Source organism: Nocardia vinacea NBRC 16497, assembly GCF_000308835.1.
GTDB lineage: Bacteria > Actinomycetota > Actinomycetes > Mycobacteriales > Mycobacteriaceae > Nocardia > Nocardia vinacea.
Window position 1 is genome coordinate 29470 of record NZ_BAGN01000405.1, and the last position, 17353, is coordinate 46822.

Here is a 17353-nt window from a genome sequence, read left to right on the forward strand (position 1 = left end):
AACGAAGTCGCGCCTGTCGAAGCGATAGACCATTTTCAGTGCGGCTCTGCTGTATCCGCGGTCGGTGCGGCGGCCCCACGATAAGTAAGGAGTACCGCCATGTCCGGCATGCTCAGTGTGCAGCTCTACAGCGTTCGCGATGCGCTGGCGGCTGATCGTCCCGGAACCCTCGCCCGGCTGGCGCAGATCGGTTACCGGTATGTCGAGCCATTTGCGCTCGGCTTCTGGAATACGCCGACAAAGCAGCTGCTCGCCAATGCCCGCGGCTTGCGGGCGGACCTGGACGCTGCCGGGCTCGCCGTGAGCAGTGTGCACGCAGCCATTCCCGCGGGCAGTCAGGATGCCGTCGCCGAGGTGTGCCGCATCCTGGAAACGGACACCGTCATCGTGGCGATTCCGCTTCTCGTCGAAGGGTTCGACGGTGAGGTGTTCGGGAACCGGGAGAAGCTCGAGAGCTTCGCAGGGCGCATGAACGAGGTCGCGCATCAGCTCGCTGATCACGGTATCCGGCTCGGCTATCACAACCATCATTTCGAATGGGCCGAATTGGGCGGCGGCGACCTCGGTTTCGACGTGCTGTGGGAATTGCTCGACCCGATCGTCGTTGCCGAGTTCGACGTCTATTGGGCGGTGTCAGCTGGGCAGGATCCGGTCGAGATTCTGGCGCGGCTCGGTGCGCGGGTGGTAGCGCTGCACCTGAAGGACGGCCCAGGTGGGCTGGACGACCCGATGCAGCCGAAGCCTCAGGTCCAGATCGGAGCCGGTGTCGTCGACGTGCTCGCCGCCGTAGGTTCGGCCCCCGATGGCTGCTGGCACATCACCGAGATCGACATCACCGATGCCGATCCGTTCGAGCTCCTCGCCACCAACCGCCGTACCCTGATCAATGCTGGTCACACCATCCCGTAATAACGAATGAGGTTGCCAGGCAACGATTTTCGGTCTCCGCGATAGTTGGGCCGAGGTCGGCGACAGTCGATTACGGCGCATGCCGGCACAGTCAACGGCAGAGGCGGCTGTCGTCCCCGCGATAGCCGATCAGTCGGGCCGACGGCCAGCGGCCGTCGCGGATCTCGGAGCGCACCAGCCGCGCAAGTAGCCGGGCCACATTCTCCGCCGCCGTGGCGGAACGAGCGGTTCGGCCGACAGCCAGTACGATCCGGCGCTGCAGTTGCGGACCTTGCAGTGGCGCAGCGCTGATCGAGTGCGCCGCAAGCTCTTCCGCGAAAGCAACCGGTGGTAGGACTGCCCATCCCCGGCCCCCGACAACCAACTGCTTCTGTATCCGCAGCGACGCGGTGGTGACCACAGCCCGGAAACGCGCGTCCAGGCTGTCGAGCAAATCTCGCAACGCGCTGCCGAGGGGTGGCAGCACCATCGGATGTTCGGCGACGTCGCGCAGCGCAACCGGCACATCGGCACGCAATAGCGCATTCGCCGGAGCGATCGCCCACAACTGCTCGGTCGCCAACGGTGTCGGCGACAGCGCCGTGATGCCCGGGCTCTCCGCGGTGAGGGAGACGTCCAGCTCGCCCTCGTCCATCCGGCGCTGTAAGCGACCGGAATCGCTGACGACCAAACACAGGTCCAGCCCGGGGTATTCGTGGCGAACGGTCGTCGCCAGTGGTAGGCCGATCGCCTCGGCGATGCTCTCCAGCAGTCCCACGGTGACCGTGTCGGTGGCGGTCGGCATCGGCGTTATCTCCGCCCGTGCCCGGCCGAGCTCGAGCAGGGCGGATCGGCTGCGCTCGGCCATCACCCGCCCCGCGATGGTCAGTGTCATGCCGTTACGGGTTCGCTCGAACAAAGTGACGCCGAGTTCCTGCTCCAGCGCCTGGATCTGCCGGGTGACCGAGGACTGGGTGAGATGCAACGAGTCGGCCGCCCTGGTCACACTGCCCAGCTCGGCGACTGTCACGAAGGCGGTCAACTGCTTGATGTCCATGACAATTCGGCGAGCCCTCTGGTTCTGTCTCCGAAGAGAAGTCAAGGTCCGCCCAGCACGCATGCTAGACGACTGCCCAAAATCTGGGTTCGGCAATGGATAGCACTGGTTGGCATGTCTAGTCAATAGTGGGATAGAGCTGGTGGGATGTGACTTGCCGACAACCGGACCAATGTAGACCCCAGGCGTTCGCCAAGTTTGTCCAGTCGCCCTACATGCCCTGGCGTGGGCTGAGTTGGATGCCGAACCCGCATCGACATATGTGATGTGTACATTCCGCGTAAATGCGATTCTCATTTTCGGATAATGATGATCCGTAACAACGTGGGGGAGCACAGCAGTCCGCGCTGGGTGCGGACGAAGGGAGAAAGCAAGCCCATGGCAACACCGTCTGTGGATGTCGCTCGTCCTGACGAGGTCGACACCGGACGACTCGAAGGCGCCTCGCGAGTGCGGGTGGTCCTGATAATTCTGGCGATCGTCTTGGCCACCGAGGTCGGCACGTACTACTTCACATTCGTCTCGATGGCCACGCGCTACATCGGTGCGGACTTCCCACACCAAAGCGCGGGCCAGCTGACCTGGATGTCGACTCTGTATGCGATCGTGGGCGGTGTGTTGGTCCCGGTGGCCGGCAAGCTGTCCGATCGCCTCGGCAAGAAGAAGATCATCCTGGCCTGCCTGGGAACGTCTCTGATCGGAAGTGTCTTGGTCGCGGTCACGTCATCGTGGCCACTGATGTTGCTTGGCCGCGGTTTGCAGGCGGTAGCTTTCCCGGCGATATTCGTCTCCTACGGCTTGATTCGCGATCTGATGCCGCGGCGGCACATCAATATGGCCATCGCACTGGCTGGTGGCGGTACCGGGGTCGGCGCCGTGCTCGGTCCGGTCGCCGGTGGGCTGTTGACCGATCACTTCAGCTGGCGGTCGCTGTTCTGGTTCTGTGTCGGCTGGACCGTGGTGACGATCATCCCGCTCGCGATCATCGTGCCCGAGACGAAACTGCGGGTGAAAAGCCGCATCGACTGGGTGGGCGCGGTCCTGCTAGGCGCGGGAATCGGCGGTGTGCTGATCTACCTCAGCGAAGGAGTCGTCTGGGGATGGGGCAACCTCTCGGCGCTGGCCTGGCTGATCGGTGGCGTTGTCCTGCTGGTTGTCTTCTACGGCTGGGAACTGGTCACGCCCGAACCGATCATGGACCCGAAACTGCTGCGCACGCCGCGATTCGTCACCATCATGGCGGCGGCATTCCTATCGGTGGGCATCATGCAGGGCCTCGGCTATCTGATGAGCTACCTGGCCGAAACTCCCGGCGGCGCCGCTGGTGAGGCGATCAAGCGGCAGGTCGTCGAGGGTGCGGCCCAGCAGGCGGCGGCGCAGGCGTCGCAGCAGACGCAGATGAACATCTCGCCGTCGATGGTGATGCAGTACTTCTCGGTCGAGGGAGAGCTGCCGGGGCTCAATCTGACACTGCTGCAGTTCACGGTGCGGGCACTGCTGGCGATGACGGTGGTGTACGTGATCGTGTCACCGCTGTGCGGCTGGTTGTCCACCCGCTTCGGGCTACGGCGGCCCTACATCATCTCGCCGGTCATGTTCATCCTCTCGTCGGTGCTGTTCGCGCTCTATCACGAGAGTCCGTTGCAGCTGGCCCTGATTGCGATGATCGCCGGTATCGGCGCGGGCGCCTTCCTGGGCACGCTGCCGAACATGGTGGTGGAATCGGTGCCGCAGGAACAGCAGGGTGTCAGCGCCGGAATGTACGGGGCGTTCAACAGTTTCGGTACCGCCGCGGCCGCCGCAGCCACGGCGGCGATCTTCTCGGCACATCCGCTCGTCCTGCATATCAACGCGCCGGGGCACGTCGAAGCCCGCAAGCTCGACACCGGGCCGATGGCGCAGTTGCCGAGCGAGGCGGCCTACGTCGACGCCTTCTACATGTTCGCCATCGCAGCCGCGGTGGCGCTGGTGCTCGCCATCGTGGCCATGCGCCAATTCGACAAGCCGGCCACCGGCGGGTTCGAGGTCTGATCGCCGAGAATGCGGCGTCCACCCGGGCGCCGCACTTCTTCTCTGCTCGCTCCGTGCGGTTGGGCGCGGGGCGATTCCGATTCCGCGCGCCGGTCGCACGGTGCCGACCGAATGCGAGGTCGACTATGTCCGAGGGGTCGCTCCACGAGCCGGCCGAACCTGTTGTCCGAACCAGTGGTGGCGCGGTACGAGGCCGAATCGAGCACGGTGTAGCCGTCTTCCGTGGGATTCCGTTCGCGCGGCCGCCAGTAGGCGATGCACGGTTCGCACCGCCGCGGCCGCCGACCCCCTGGCCGGATGTCCGCGACGCATTCGAGTTCGGTCCGCCGCCACCGCAGGAAGCAGGAATCGCCGGGCTGACAGGTATGTCGGAGATTCCCGAGGGCGACGACTGGCTGACGGTGAATATTTGGACACCGCAACCGGATTCGGCTGAACGTCGGCCGGTTATCGTGTGGATCTACGGCGGGGCTTACAAACTCGGCTTTTCCGGCAGTCCCGGTTACGACGCATATCGGATCGCCCACGAGGGAGACGTCGTCGTCGTGACGTTCAACTACCGGGTCGGTGTGGAGGGGTTCGCTCGGATATCCGGAACCCCGGCGAATCGTGGCCTGCTCGACCAGGTCGCCGCTCTGTGGTGGGTGCAGGAGAACATCGCCGCCTTCGGTGGCGACGCCGATCGGGTCACCGTATGCGGTGAGTCAGCCGGGGCCGGATCGGTGGCGGCGTTGCTGGCGATGCCCAGTGCCGCAGGGCTTTTCCAGCGGGCCGTCATGCAGAGCATGCCCGGCAAGTATTTCTCCGACGAATTGGCCGCCGACATCGCCGAGGTCATCGCGAAAGCCGCGGGTTGCCGACCGACGGCGGTGGACCTGGCCGGGGTCGACCCGCGGCGACTGCCGGATGCCGGTGCGGCAGTGGGCGCCGAGATGCGTAAGTACGCCGAAACCTGGGGCTCGGCCGCGTATCTGCTCGCGCCCTTCGCTCCTGTAGTGGACGGTGACGTCCTTCCGACGACGCCGTGGCAGGCAGTCGCATCCGGTGCCAGTCGGGACATCGAGCTCATCATCGGGCACAACCGGCACGAATGCCAGCTCTTTCTGGTGCTGACCGGCGAACTACACGCGATCGATGACGAGCGCGCCGAATTCGACCTGCAGCTCTACGGCCCGGGGCCCGGCAGCGAACGGGCCTATCGTGCGGCATTCCCGGACGCCACCGCGGCGCAGCTGTGCGAACTGGTGCAGTCCGACAACCAATACCGCATGCCCGCACTACATCTCGCGGATGCCCACGCCGGGGTCGGCGGACGCGTTCACATGTACGAACTCACCTGGGCGGCGCCGAACAATGGCGGGGTTTTCGGCGCCTGTCACGCACTGGATGAAACACTGCTGTTCGGTACGTACGAAACGCATCTCGGGCCACTGCTGCTGGGTTCCGAGCCTCCAGCCGAGGCACTGGAGCTGTCGTCCCGGATGCGCGCCGCCTGGGGTCGCTTCGCCGCCACGGGCGATCCGGGCTGGCCCGCCTACGAGCCGGGCCGACGGCTGGTTCAGCTCCTCGATGCGAAGCCGACCATTGCCCCGTATCCGGAGGAGGCCTCCCGTCGGCTCTGGCAGCAGTACACCTTCGGTGCCCTGCCTCTACTGCAGCCGTCGCAGCAGCGACGCGGATAGCGACAGTGTCGAGCGAGACTCGGCGAAGGACGTGCAGGGTCTCCGCAGCAGGCCAGGACGGCTCGATCAGTACATGCAGGCGCCCGCACGTCACGACTGTTCCGAAAGCAGTACTGTGGCAGCGCATTCGGGCATTGGCGCGTAACCGAGGTCCGACCTCGGATTCATGCGCCGCCCGGTCTGGGCACCTCGACCCTGCGCGGTTGTCGCGGTGTTGGTGAGTGGTGCCCAAGCCGCCTACTGGCGGCGGGTCCAGGGTTTGTCATCCCAGGCGCGGTCGAGTGGTTCCATGCCACCGCCGAATGGGAAGAATTCGCGCTGGGCGTAGGTTTCCATCGCGGTGCCCTGGTTCATCTGAGCCAGGAACACTTGCTTGAGCTGATGGGTGAACAGGCGGCGGGTGTATCGCAGGGTCAGCGGTGGCCGCTTGGCCAGTTCGTGTGCCAGCTCCCAGGCACGGTCGAGGAGCTTGTCGTTCGGATGTACCTCTGCGACCGCGCCCCACTCCATGGCCTCCCGCGCCGTCAGCTTCTTGCCGGTCAGCAGGAAGTATCGGCCCCGGTTGTGCCCGACCAGGAAGTTCCAGATCACATGCTGGCCGTCGCCCGGTACCATGCCGCGCGGAAAGTGCGGGGCATCCTGGAACCAAGCGTCTTCCGACGCCAGCACGATATCGCCGAGCAGCGGTACCTCGGAGTGGATATTGCACGGCCCGTTCACCGCGCTGATCATCGGCACGTCCACCTCGAGCACGTTGAACACCAGATTGCTACCGTACCAAGCTTTTTCGTCCAATTGCCGGACCCCCTCACGGCCCGGCATCGCCTGGTAGACCGGCTCCGCGGGCGAGGTGCCGTCGGGGAGCACGCCCCAGTCGGCGTTGTAGTTCGCGCCGGTGCCGGTGTGGATGAGCACCTTGATCTCCCGGTCACCGGCCACGTCGGCGAAGGCATCGGCCATGTCGTCGTGTGCCCGCCAGTCCCACACCAACGGACCACTGTTGGTGTGGCACTGCATGAGTAGTACGCCGTCATCGCTCAGCTCGAAGCGGTAGTTGGCGTACCGGTCCTTGTACTCGGCGAATCTCGAGCGTTTGACCACGGTGACTCCTTCGGAAGCCTTCGCTACGCGCTGGGTGTGAAGGTGATATGCAGGTCGCGAAGTCCGCGCAGCAGGAAGGTGGGTTCGTATTTGTAGGTGCGGTCGCCGGTGGGGCCGTGTGCGGTGTCATCGATGGTGATGTCGTGCGCGCGGTCGAGGAGGCGGTTGAGGGTGACTTGGCCTTCGACTCGGGCCAGTGGTGCGCCGGCGCAGGTGTGGATGCCGCGGCCGAAGGCGATGTGTTCGCGGGCGTTGCGGCGGTCGATGTGGAATTGATCCGGATCCTCGAATTTGCGGGGGTCACGGTTGGCGGCGCCGAGGCACAGCATCACCACGGTTCCGGCGGGAAGGTCGACTCCGCCGAGTGTGGTGGTCTTCTTGACGAGCCGGAAGTCGACTTTCGTGGGGCTTTCCAGGCGTAGCGATTCCTCGATGAAGCCACCGATCAGGCTGCGATCGGCACGAACCCGCTGTTGCAGGTCGGGGCGTTCGCCCAGCACGCGCACGGCGGAGCTGAGCAGTTTGGTGACGGTTTCCTGCCCGGCAGCGAATAGGAACGTGGCGGGGCGGACGAGCTCGATGATCGAGGGGTTCGTCCCGTCGGGGTAGGTGGTGGATGCCAGCACGCTGAGGATGTCGCCGCGCGGAGTGCGTTGCCGGTCGGTGATGTAGGCGCTGAATCGGTCGTCCAGCCACTGCAGGGGGTTGGTGCCCACCGGTTCGCCGTCGAGCGCACCCACTCGGCTTCCGGGAGTTTTGTGCCCGGCCAGCGTGGCGCGGAATTCGTCGCGGTCGTTATCGGGGACACCGAGCAGGTCGGCGATGACAAGGGTGGCAAAGGGTCTGGCGTATTCGGCCAGGAATTCGCACCGCCCGTTGGCGAGGAACTCGTCGAACTGGCGATCCACCAGCTGCCACATATAGTCCTCGTTCTCTTTCAGCCGTTTGGGGGTGATCAGCCGGCTCAGCAGCGCCCGGGTGCGAGTGTGGTCCGGCGGATCCATCGTCACCATGAACTCGTTGATCGGGAACTGGTGGCGGTGTTCTTCGATTTGGGTACTGATGTCGTCGCCTTCGGGTTCGAAGGGCAGGGGCGGGAAGGGGCCGCCGATGGAAACAGCGGCGGAGTAGGTGTCGGGGTCGCGGAAGACCTCGATGACTTCCTGGTATCCGGTGACGGCGATGACGCCGTAGTGGGGTTCGCGGAATACCGGATTCTGGCTGCGCAGGTATTCCAGGTAGGGGTAGGGGTTCTGGGTGACGGCTGGGTCGGAGAAGTAGTCGACTGTGGCCAGATCGGTCATTTTCTCGCCGGCCTTTCGTGGCGGGTGGAGCGCTCGATCAGTCGGCAGGAGACTGATCGATCGATCAAACTGTTAGGATGACGCATGCTTACCATGGTTCGAAGCGAGCGGTCAAGGGACATAAGCGTCCTTGAAAGATGTTGCCTTGGCGTTGTTCTCGAGAGGTTTCACTAATGCCCAATAAGCGTGCAGCGAACGGCAAGGATGTCGGAACACGCGACCGGCTGATGGAGGCGACCGCTCAAATCATGCGTGAAGAGGGGTACGCCGCGGCGACGTCGCGGCGGGTGGCGGCCAAGGCCGGGGTAAAGCCCGCGTTGGTGTACTACTACTTCCCCACGATGGACGATCTGTTCGTCGACGTGCTGCGGACCGGCGCCGAGCGCGAGCTGGCTCGGGTGCGTCGAGTGCTTACCGACGAGGATCCGTTGCGGGCATTGTGGTCGATCAACGCCGACTCCCGATTCGTCCAGCTGAATACCGAATTCATGGCATTGGCCAACCATCGCAAGGTGATCGGCACCGAACTCAAGGCGTATGCGGAGCGGGTGCGCGACATCGAGACCGCTGCCGTCACGCTGGTTCTGCGGGCGTACGGCATGGATCTGGATGAGTTTCCGCCGGTGGTGATGTCGATGCTGCTCACCGGGGCAGCGCGCATTCTCGGTAGCGAAAGTGCGGTGGGGGTCGAGCAGGGTCATGACGAATTGCGCGCGTTCGTCGAACGCTACCTGCAACGTTTCGGCACACCGTTGCCGTCGCGTGAGTCGGCTGGGGTCCTCGCGCCATCAATGCGAGAGCCGGTCGGTGACGAGTAGAAAGGAAGCAATTGTGAAGGACAATGCGTTCGCTACATGATCGCTCACGGCTGCTTCCGGCGTCCGGTGCCCGCGGCGCGGGCACGGTTCAGCTGATCCGATGACAATGCAGCCGGTCGCAGCGGCAACGCTGGTGCGGCGTCGGTGCGGAAGCCGTTGAGCTGCACGGCAAGATATCGCCGCCAGTTCTCCGGATCGACCGGTTCGGCGATTAGGCTTGCGTCGTTTTGCGACTCTCGCGCGCAGCGGAATCCGCACGCGGGCGTCTGCGGATTGGGTGACGGGAGCTGAACTCAGCTGCGCCGCTTCTCGGCCACTTCGGTCATGCCGTGCATCAGCTTTTCCAGCAGGCCGATGAAGATTGTCTGCTCTGGTCTGGTCAGGGCGTTGGCCCAGGCGCGTTCGCGTTGGTTGTGCTCACGGAATGCATCGGTGATGGCGTGGTGGCCGCGATCGGTCAGGGTGATTTGTACTGCGCGGCGGTCGTGCTCGGCCTTCTCGCGGGTGACCAAGCCGTCGCGTTCCAGGGTGTTGACGAGCGCTGACACCGCCGCGCGGCTGTTGCCGGAGAGCTCGGCGATGCGCTTGCCTTCCATAGGGCCGGCCAGCCACAGCACGAACAGGATGCGGAAGCCGGGCCAGCTCCAGCCGCGTGGCCGGTGTACCGAGGCCTCGAGGTCATAGACGAGGGCGCTGGTGACCCGGTGCAGTGTCAGCACCATGCGCATGGCTGTCGGATCGACCTGGGGTAGTTCGCGATTGGCCTTGTCCACCGCGTAGTCGACGAAGGTCAGGTAGTCGAGGTTGCGGGGGGACTCCGGAGCCGTGGTCATGAGCACAGGGTAATGACGTCCGTCCGGTCGGCGGGAGTGACGGCGAGTGGGTCTTGCCATTGGTGTGGTTCGGGCTACACTCGTCTGAAATTAATCAAACCATTGACTAATGGAGGGCTGATGACCACGAAGGCTTTCGCCTCGTCGGCGGATCTCGGCGAGAAAGTGCAGACGCTCGAGGTGCTCGCCGACGGTGTGTACGCGTTGACCGCCGAGGGTGATCCGAATATCGGCGCGATCGAGGGCGAGGATTTCGTCGTCTGCTTCGAGGCGCTGGCCACGCCGGTCGCGGCGCGGCAGTGGCTGGCGAAGCTGCGCGAGCACACCGACAAGCCGGTCAAGTACCTGATCCTGTCGCACTACCATGCGGTGCGCACGCTTGGTGCCAGCGCATACGACGCGGAAGTGGTCATCGCGCACGACAACACGCGCAAGCTGATTGCCGAACGCGGACAACAGGATTGGGATTCAGAATACGGGCGCATGCCGCGACTTTTCAAGGAGCCCGACACCATTCCCGGACTGGCCTGGCCCACTCAGACCTTCTCCGACTCGGTCACCATCGACCTCGGCGGCGACCGCGGCGACCTGCAGTTGAAGTTCCTGGGCCGCGGGCACACCGAGGGCGACATCGTGGCCTGGCTGCCCCAGCACAAGATCCTGTTCGCCGGTGACCTGGTCGAGGCCGAAGCCGCCCTGTACACCGGCGACGCCTTCCATCGCGAATGGGCAACCAGCACGCTCGACGCCGTCAAAGCACTGGGCGCCGAGCAGCTCATCGGTGGCCGCGGTGGGGTGGCCCGTGGGCGCGATGCGTGCGACGCCGCGACCGAGCAGACCCGGCACTTCCTGCAGGTGATGCTGACCGAGGTGGGCGTGGTGCATCAGCGTGGCGGAACCCTGAAGGAGGCGTTCGAGGCCACGCACGCGGCACTGTTCGACCGCTACGGGCGCTGGCCGATTTTCGAACACTGCCTGCCGTTCGACGTCTCCCGTGTGTGGGACGAGTTGTCCGGTATCGAACGGCCCGTCATCTGGACCGCCGAGCGCGACCATGAAGTCTGGAATCAGCTGCAGGACTGAGGAATTCGACATGACAACCGATAAGACGGTCGCCGTCGTCGGCAACGGGCCGGTGGGGCAGACGACCGCATTGCTGCTGGCCCGCTGGGGTATCCCGGTGATCGTGCTGGACGCCCGGCCGCAGCGCGACGAGATCGGCTCCAAGGCCATCTGCCAGCAGCGTGACGTGCTCGATGTATGGGAATCCGTCGGTGCCGGACGGCGGATCGCGAACGAGGGCGTCACCTGGACCACGGCGCGTACCTTCTACCGTGATCGCGAACTGTTCTCCTATGACTTACCGGATTCCGGCAAGTCGGCGTTCCCGGCATTCGTCAACATCTCGCAAACCCGTACCGAACAGATCCTCGACGAGGCCATCGCGGCGTCCGACCTGATCGACGTGCGGTGGGGTCATACCGTCACCGGAATCGCACAGGATGACACCGGCGTCCGCCTGCGCTGCGCCACTCCGGCGGGGGAGGTGGCCATCACGGCGGCGTACGCCGTCGCTTGCGGCGGCCCGCGCAGCGACGACCTGCGCGCCGGGCTCGGCGTCGACTTCGGCGGTGAATCCTTCGAGGACCGGTTCCTGATCTGCGATATCCGGGTAGATCTGCCGGACTGGGCTACCGAACGCCGCTTCTACTTCGACCCGGAGTGGAATCCCGAGCGGCAGGTGCTCATTCATCCCTGCCCGGACTCGACGTTCCGCATCGACTGGCAGGTGCCCGGCGACTACGACCTCGACGCGGAGCGGGCCAGCGGCGCGCTGGACGCGCGGATTCGCAGGATCATCGGTGATGCGGACTACGAGATCGTGTGGAACTCGGTGTACCGCTTCCACTCTCGCGTCGTCGATCGCATGCGCGTGGGCCGGGTACTGCTGGCCGGCGACTGTGCCCACCTGGTATCGCCGTTCGGCGCGCGCGGGCTGAACTCCGGCGTCGCCGACGCCGAGAACGCCGCGTGGAAACTGGCTTTCGTGCTCAATGGCTGGGCACCGGCGGAACTGCTGGAGAGCTACCACATCGAGCGGTACGCGGCCGCACTGGAGAATATCGAGGTCACCACCGACACCATGAACTTCCTGGTGCCGCGCGATGACCAGCAGCGTCGGGTGCGCCGCGACACCCTCGAACGCGCAGCGGTGGATCCTGCTACCAGCGCGGCGGTCGACTCGGGTCGGCTGTCCGAGCCGTTCTGGTATGTCGACTCGCCGCTGACGACTCCGGATCCCGGCCGCCCCTTCCATGGTCGGCCGCCCCGTGGCACGGTGCCGCCAATTGCCCCCGGCATCATCGTGCCCGACGCGCCGGTCACCCTGCCCAATGGCGGGCACGGCCGGCTGCGGGAGTTCGCTCGCGACGGGTTGCTCCTGCTGGCCGGACCGGGCGTCGATGTGGAGACCCTCGCGCGGTGCGCGACCGCCGCCACGCCCGCGCCGATCCGGGTTCTCGAGATCGCGGCCATCGACGGTGACGGGACACTCGCCGCCGCACTGCGCGCCGAACCTGGAGAAGTCTGGCTGGTCCGGCCCGACGCCTACCTTGCCGCGGCACTGGTCGAACCGAGCGTCGAAGAATTGGCCCGTGCGATCCGGCGGGCGCGCGGTGCGACAGCCGAGATCACCGTGGTGGCCTGACAGCACTGCGCGCGCAAAATAGTCAATGAATTGACTAAAATGAGGAGCTTTCGACATGGCGTACTACCGCCAGGTGGGGCAGATCCCGCCCAAACGACACACACAGTTCCGCACCGGCGGCGGTGCGCTTCACTACGAGGAGCTGATGGGGGAGGAGGGCTTCTCCAGCGACTCGTCGCTGCTGTACCACCGGCACATCCCCTCGGCGATCCGGGAAGCGGCGGCGTGGGAGCCCGGCGACCTCTCGCTGACCCCCAACCACCCGCTCATTCCCCGACATCTGCGGTTGCCCGCGTTGTTTCCGGGTGAGGGGTGGAAGTCGATCGACGTGGTGACTGGCCGGCGGCTGGTGCTCGGCAACGACGACGTCCGCATCTCCTACGTCGTCGCCGGTAAGGAATCACCGTTGTACCGCAACGCCATCGGCGACGAGTGTGTGTACGTCGAGTCAGGCGCGGGCCTCGTGGAGACGGTGTTCGGAGTGCTGCCGGTGCGGGAAGGCGACTATGTCGTCCTGCCCCGGGCGACCACCCACCGATGGCTGCCGGAAACTGGAAAACCGCTGCGCGCCTATGTGATCGAGGCGAACAGCCATATCGCGCCGCCCAAGCGGTACCTGTCGCGCTTCGGCCAGCTGCTCGAACACGCCCCGTACTGCGAACGAGATCTGCACGGTCCCGCCGAGCCGTTGCTGTCGGAGGAGACAGACGTCGAAGTCCTCGTCAAACACCGAGGACCCAACGGGGTCACGGGCACTCGGTATCTGGTGCCGCACCACCCGTTCGATGTCGTCGGCTGGGACGGCTGCCTCTACCCGTACACCTTCAATATCTCCGACTTCGAGCCGATCACCGGCCGGGTGCACCAGCCCCCGCCGGTGCATCAGGTATTCGAGGGGAACAACTTCGTCATCTGCAACTTCGTGCCGCGCAAGGTGGATTACCACCCACTGTCGGTCCCGGTGCCGTATTACCACTCCAATGTCGACTCCGACGAAGTGATGTTCTATTGCGGCGGCGACTACGAGGCGCGCAAGGGCACCGGAATCGGGCAGGGATCAATATCGCTGCACCCGGGCGGGCACGCGCACGGCCCACAGCCCGGTGCGGTCGAGCGCAGCCTGGGTAAGGAATTCTTCGACGAGCTCGCCGTCATGGTCGACACCTTCCGGCCGCTGCAGCTCGGCGAGGGCGGAGTGGCCTCCGATGACGGCGTCTACGTCGGCAGCTGGTCGCGGGCGAACTCATGACCGGACTGCTGGACGGCCTGGTCGACGATGCTGGACTGTTCCCGCCGACCGTATTGAGCATGCCCGATGCTGTCGCGCGGCACAGGGCCGACAGTCTCGCGGCCAGTCCGGTGCTGACGCACCGATTCCTGTGCCCGGCGAGCCGTATCGGCGAACTGCGCGCCCAACTCGAAATCGACGACCGTATTCGCGTCGGCCTCATCGCGGACAAAGGCATGTCCGGACTGGCCACTGTGCTGTCGGACATAGCAGCCGACTCAGTTCTCGACTTGGCCCTGATCGAGTTCCCACTCGCCGCGGTGAACGTACCGGTGGCGGAGGCGGTCGCCCAGCTGCCGCACTGCGTACCGGTTTTCGTCGAACCCGCGGCCTACTCCGATATCGCGGGCCTCACCCCCGAACTGGCACGGCTCGGCGTCGGCCTGAAGCTCCGTTGCGGCGGCATTCGGCCGGAATTGTTCCCATCGGCGCCCGCACTGGCGGACGCACTGGTCGCCGCTGCCGGAGCGGGCGTTCCCGTGAAAGCCACCGCCGGTCTGCATCACGCGGTGCGCTACATCGATGAGCGGACCGGGTTCGCCCACCACGGATTCCTGAATCTGGTACTCGCGGCCGCGGCCGCCGCCGGGGGTGCGGACGCTGGGGCGATCGAGGCCACCTTGCTGACCGAGGACTCCCTGCGGTTGGTGCGGGCGGCCACCACCCTGGATGCCGCGGCCATCACGGCCACACGCGGCCTGCTCACCAGCTACGGATCGTGCAGCACGACCATCCCGGTGGCCGAGGCCCAGGCCTTCGGACTTATTGACACGGAAAGGGTTTCACAATGACCACCACCTGGGCGCCGGTACCCGAGGGCTCCGGTTTCGGAATCGACAATCTGCCCTACGGAGTCTTCTCGCCATCGGGCGGAGTTGCCCGCGTCGGAGTTCGGATCGGCGATCATGTGCTCGATCTGCGGGCGGCTCTGGGCGACCAAGTGTTCGAAAGGGCTTCGCTGAACGACTTCATGGCTTGTGGGCGGGAATTCTGGACAGCGACCCGCCGTCGGATCACCGACTTGCTCACCGACCCGATGCAACGAGCCCGCGCGGCCGACATACTGCATCCGGTGGACCAGGTCACACTGCACCTACCGATCGAGGTAGCCGATTACGTCGACTTCTATGCCAGCGAGCACCATGCCACCAACCTGGGCACCATGTTTCGCCCGGATTCGGCTGCGCTGCTGCCGAATTGGAAGAATCTACCGGTCGGCTACCACGGTCGCGCGGGCACGGTCGTCGCCTCCGGCGCTTCGGTGATTCGTCCCCGGGGGCAGCGCATGGCTCCGTCGGATCCGGCGCCGGTGTTCGGGCCGTCGGCTCGCCTCGATATCGAAGTCGAGGTCGGCTATGTGGTCGGAGTACCGAGCGAACTGGGAAGGCCGGTGTCCACCAAGGATTTCGCCGACCATGTTTTCGGTGTGTGCCTGGTCAACGACTGGTCGGCCCGCGATATCCAAGCCTGGGAATACGTGCCGCTCGGGCCGTTCCTCGGCAAGTCGTTCGCCACCTCGATCTCGCCGTGGATCGTTCCGTTGGAAGCACTGGCCGCCGCGCGGGTACCGACGCCGCCGCAGGATCCGAAACCGTTGCCGTATTTGGAGGAGCCCGAGCCGTGGGGACTGGATCTGCGGCTGGAATTCGCGCTGAACGGGCACACCGTGTCTCGGCCGCCGTACGCGCAGATGTATTGGTCCCCGGCGCAGATGCTCGCGCACATGACGGTCAACGGTGCGAGCCTGCGTACGGGTGATCTGTTCGCTTCGGGCACGGTGTCCGGACCAGCTGTGGATCAGCGCGGTTCGCTGATCGAACTCACCTGGAACGGAACCGAGCCGGTGCGCCTGCCCGACGGCGGCACGCGTACCTTCCTGGAAGACGGCGATATCGTGACGCTGAGGGGATCCGCCCCGGGTCCTTCCGGTGCGCTGATCAGCCTCGGTGAGGTCACCGCCCGCATTCAACCGCCGGAAGCGGCGGGTTCCTGACGCATTGTGCTGTGCGGTGGCGGGTACCGCGAGTCAGTCCGGAGTACCCGCCGCCGGTGCTGCGAGTCCGCGGATAGCCTGGTCGACGAGCCGCGCCGCAAGCGAATCGTCTAGCGGGCCGGTACCGAAGAGCAAGTGGAAGTAGATCGGCGCGTAGATCATCTCGGCAGCATCGCCCGGTTCGATGTCGGAACGGAACACGCCCTCGTCGACCCCTCGGCGAATCAGCTTGTCCACTGCGGCGTATCGGTCGTTCCAGAACCGTGTCTTGAAATCGGTGAGGGTAGCCGGGTCGTACTGCCCCTCGGCGATGATCTGGGCGATCAGCCGCCCCTGCGGTCCGGCGTACCGCGCGATCAGTGACTTCACATGTGTTTCGAGGGCCTCGCGGACCGGAAGATCCTCCGGGATGCGGACCTGTGGCAGATGACCCTCCATGAAGGCGTCTATGACCACGGCGGCCTTGTTGGGCCACCACCGGTAGATGGTCGCCTTACTGACCTTCGCCCGCTTGGCGATCATCTCGATGGTCAGTTTCTGGACGGTGGTCGCCCGTCTCCGATCCCGGACCAGTAGGTCCATCGTTGCGTCCAGGATCGCCTGTCGACTCGATTCGCTTCGTACAGCCACAAGAGGATGTTATCTCGAATCCGTTGTCAAACATGGCATTGGCATGGTTCTATGTTCCTTATACGATACGAAACGTTTCGGATGATATAAAGGGTGGTCAGCAATGAAGCTCAGCCGAATCTCCCGTTCGACGCCGGACGGTGACCAAACCAGGCTCGTAGCGGTCGAACCCGACCGGGATCGAGTGGTGGATCTGGCCAGCGCGTACCGCATCGGCCGTCAGCGCGGGTCGGCGTCCAGCGCGGCCGCACAGCGGCTCGCGGCCGCGTACTTTCCGTCGAGCATGGCCGCCGCGATCGCGGCCGGTCCGGTATTCCTCGAGGCCGCGCATTGGGCAGTGGATCAGGCGGGTGACGACGCGTCGCTGCCCATCGGTGAGGTCGACTGGCAGCCCGCTGTCGATCCGCCGGTGATCCGCGACGGTCTGACCTTCCCGCTGCATATGAAGCAGTTCCACGAGAAGGTCGGCGGTGGTCTGCCGAACCCGCAGCTGTTCGAGACCCCCGGCTACTTCAAGGGGTCCACCGGCGTGGTCTACGGGCACGACCAGGAGGTGCCGTATCCGAGCTACTCCGAATTCGTCGATTACGAACTCGAAATCGGGTTGATCGTCGGGGGCTACGGCAGCAACCTCACGCCCGACGAGGCGCAGGCAAAGCTGTTCGGTCTCACCATCTTCAACGACTTCAGCGCACGCGATGTGCAGGGTTCCGAAATGGGTATGGGTATGGGGCCGCAGAAGTGCAAGGACTTCGCCTACGGCATCGGCCCGTGGATCACGACGATCGATGAGATCCAGGACTTCGACGCCATCACCGGATCCGTCCGCGTCAATGGCGAGGAGTGGACCAGCACCAAGGCCGAAGGCATGATCTACACCCCCGCCGAAATGCTGGCCTATGTCTCTATCGGCGACAACCTGCAGCCGGGCGATCTCATCGGCTCGGGGACGCTGCCCAATGGCTCCGGCCTCGAAATCGACAAGAAGCTGCGGCCGGGCGATGTCGTCGAACTCGAGATC

Annotated in this window: 15 protein-coding genes; 10 read left to right on the forward strand and 5 right to left on the reverse strand. The window is 65.1% G+C overall.

What is annotated here, in order from left to right; all coding sequences use genetic code 11:
- Positions 1–99 precede the first annotated feature (99 nt).
- The gene (locus ON44_RS38405; protein ID WP_040699610.1) at positions 100–909 is read left to right on the forward strand and encodes a sugar phosphate isomerase/epimerase family protein; all 810 of its coding nucleotides are present in this window, start codon (positions 100–102) and stop codon (positions 907–909) included.
- Between the two features lie 91 nt (positions 910–1000).
- On the opposite strand, the gene ON44_RS38410 is transcribed toward ON44_RS38405, so the two are convergent.
- A complete protein-coding gene (locus ON44_RS38410; RefSeq protein WP_040699611.1) occupies positions 1001–1945 on the reverse strand; it encodes a LysR family transcriptional regulator in 945 nt (314 codons plus the stop codon).
- Positions 1946–2323: 378 nt separating this feature from the next.
- On the opposite strand from ON44_RS38410, the gene ON44_RS38415 reads away from it, so the two are divergent.
- Complete coding sequence (locus ON44_RS38415) at positions 2324–3976, forward strand: MFS transporter (RefSeq protein WP_169338147.1); 1653 nt, start codon at positions 2324–2326, stop codon at positions 3974–3976.
- 125 nt (positions 3977–4101) lie between these two features.
- Positions 4102–5658 (forward strand): carboxylesterase/lipase family protein, encoded by a 1557-nt coding sequence (locus tag ON44_RS38420; protein ID WP_040699613.1) that lies wholly within the window; start codon positions 4102–4104, stop codon positions 5656–5658.
- 237 nt (positions 5659–5895) lie between these two features.
- Here the strand turns inward: ON44_RS38420 and ON44_RS38425 are convergent, their stop codons facing one another.
- Both ON44_RS38425 and ON44_RS38430 read right to left on the reverse strand, forming a co-directional pair.
- Positions 5896–6759: an enoyl-CoA hydratase/isomerase family protein gene (locus ON44_RS38425; protein WP_040699614.1), complete on the reverse strand. Its 864-nt coding sequence runs from the start codon at positions 6757–6759 to the stop codon at positions 5896–5898.
- Between the two features lie 23 nt (positions 6760–6782).
- Positions 6783–8063: a cytochrome P450 gene (locus tag ON44_RS38430; protein ID WP_040699615.1), complete on the reverse strand. Its 1281-nt coding sequence runs from the start codon at positions 8061–8063 to the stop codon at positions 6783–6785.
- 173 nt (positions 8064–8236) lie between these two features.
- Between ON44_RS38430 and ON44_RS38435 the strand changes: the two genes are divergently transcribed.
- On the forward strand, positions 8237–8881 hold the full coding sequence (locus tag ON44_RS38435; RefSeq protein ID WP_051182968.1) for a TetR/AcrR family transcriptional regulator: 645 nt from the start codon (positions 8237–8239) through the stop codon (positions 8879–8881).
- A 293-nt stretch (positions 8882–9174) separates the two neighbouring features.
- Here ON44_RS38435 and ON44_RS38440 read toward each other — a convergent pair whose 3' ends face one another.
- Positions 9175–9714 (reverse strand): MarR family winged helix-turn-helix transcriptional regulator, encoded by a 540-nt coding sequence (locus tag ON44_RS38440; RefSeq protein ID WP_040699616.1) that lies wholly within the window; start codon positions 9712–9714, stop codon positions 9175–9177.
- A gap of 120 nt (positions 9715–9834) precedes the next feature.
- Here ON44_RS38440 and ON44_RS38445 point away from each other — a divergent pair, with 120 nt between their 5' ends.
- The 5 genes from ON44_RS38445 to fahA are packed head-to-tail and all read left to right on the forward strand — an operon-like array spanning position 9835 to position 15702.
- Positions 9835–10797, forward strand: a complete 963-nt coding sequence (locus ON44_RS38445; RefSeq protein ID WP_040699618.1) for an MBL fold metallo-hydrolase — start codon at positions 9835–9837, stop codon at positions 10795–10797.
- A gap of 10 nt (positions 10798–10807) precedes the next feature.
- A complete protein-coding gene (locus tag ON44_RS38450; protein WP_040699620.1) occupies positions 10808–12421 on the forward strand; it encodes an FAD-dependent monooxygenase in 1614 nt (537 codons plus the stop codon).
- A gap of 55 nt (positions 12422–12476) precedes the next feature.
- Entirely contained in the window at positions 12477–13670 is a 1194-nt protein-coding gene (locus ON44_RS38455) for a homogentisate 1,2-dioxygenase (protein ID WP_040699622.1), read from the forward strand.
- Positions 13667–14500: a hypothetical protein gene (locus ON44_RS38460; RefSeq protein WP_040699624.1), complete on the forward strand. Its 834-nt coding sequence runs from the start codon at positions 13667–13669 to the stop codon at positions 14498–14500. Before ON44_RS38455 ends, ON44_RS38460 begins: the two co-directional genes overlap by 4 nt.
- The gene (gene fahA, locus ON44_RS38465; RefSeq protein WP_040699626.1) at positions 14497–15702 is read left to right on the forward strand and encodes a fumarylacetoacetase; all 1206 of its coding nucleotides are present in this window, start codon (positions 14497–14499) and stop codon (positions 15700–15702) included. Before ON44_RS38460 ends, fahA begins: the two co-directional genes overlap by 4 nt.
- Positions 15703–15735: 33 nt before the next feature.
- On the opposite strand, the gene ON44_RS38470 is transcribed toward fahA, so the two are convergent.
- Positions 15736–16332 carry a TetR/AcrR family transcriptional regulator gene (locus ON44_RS38470; RefSeq protein WP_040699628.1) on the reverse strand — a complete coding sequence of 199 codons (597 nt, stop codon included), beginning with the start codon at positions 16330–16332 and terminating at the stop codon, positions 15736–15738.
- Between the two features lie 103 nt (positions 16333–16435).
- Between ON44_RS38470 and ON44_RS38475 the strand changes: the two genes are divergently transcribed.
- On the forward strand, positions 16436–17353 hold a 918-nt coding region (locus ON44_RS38475), incomplete at its 3' end, for a fumarylacetoacetate hydrolase family protein (RefSeq protein WP_040699630.1).

Bases quoted from the DNA above. Each gene is read 5' to 3' on its own strand.
- ON44_RS38405 (WP_040699610.1), top strand. From the start codon at position 100: ATGTCCGGCATGCTCAGTGTGCAGCTCTACAGCGTTCGCGATGCGCTG.
- ON44_RS38410 (WP_040699611.1), bottom strand. From the start codon at position 1,945: ATGGACATCAAGCAGTTGACCGCCTTCGTGACAGTCGCCGAGCTGGGC.
- ON44_RS38415 (WP_169338147.1), top strand. From the start codon at position 2,324: ATGGCAACACCGTCTGTGGATGTCGCTCGTCCTGACGAGGTCGACACC.
- ON44_RS38420 (WP_040699613.1), top strand. From the start codon at position 4,102: ATGTCCGAGGGGTCGCTCCACGAGCCGGCCGAACCTGTTGTCCGAACC.
- ON44_RS38430 (WP_040699615.1), bottom strand. From the start codon at position 8,063: ATGACCGATCTGGCCACAGTCGACTACTTCTCCGACCCAGCCGTCACC.
- ON44_RS38435 (WP_051182968.1), top strand. From the start codon at position 8,237: ATGCCCAATAAGCGTGCAGCGAACGGCAAGGATGTCGGAACACGCGAC.
- ON44_RS38440 (WP_040699616.1), bottom strand. From the start codon at position 9,714: ATGACCACGGCTCCGGAGTCCCCCCGCAACCTCGACTACCTGACCTTC.
- ON44_RS38445 (WP_040699618.1), top strand. From the start codon at position 9,835: ATGACCACGAAGGCTTTCGCCTCGTCGGCGGATCTCGGCGAGAAAGTG.
- ON44_RS38450 (WP_040699620.1), top strand. From the start codon at position 10,808: ATGACAACCGATAAGACGGTCGCCGTCGTCGGCAACGGGCCGGTGGGG.
- ON44_RS38455 (WP_040699622.1), top strand. From the start codon at position 12,477: ATGGCGTACTACCGCCAGGTGGGGCAGATCCCGCCCAAACGACACACA.
- ON44_RS38460 (WP_040699624.1), top strand. From the start codon at position 13,667: ATGACCGGACTGCTGGACGGCCTGGTCGACGATGCTGGACTGTTCCCG.
- fahA (WP_040699626.1), top strand. From the start codon at position 14,497: ATGACCACCACCTGGGCGCCGGTACCCGAGGGCTCCGGTTTCGGAATC.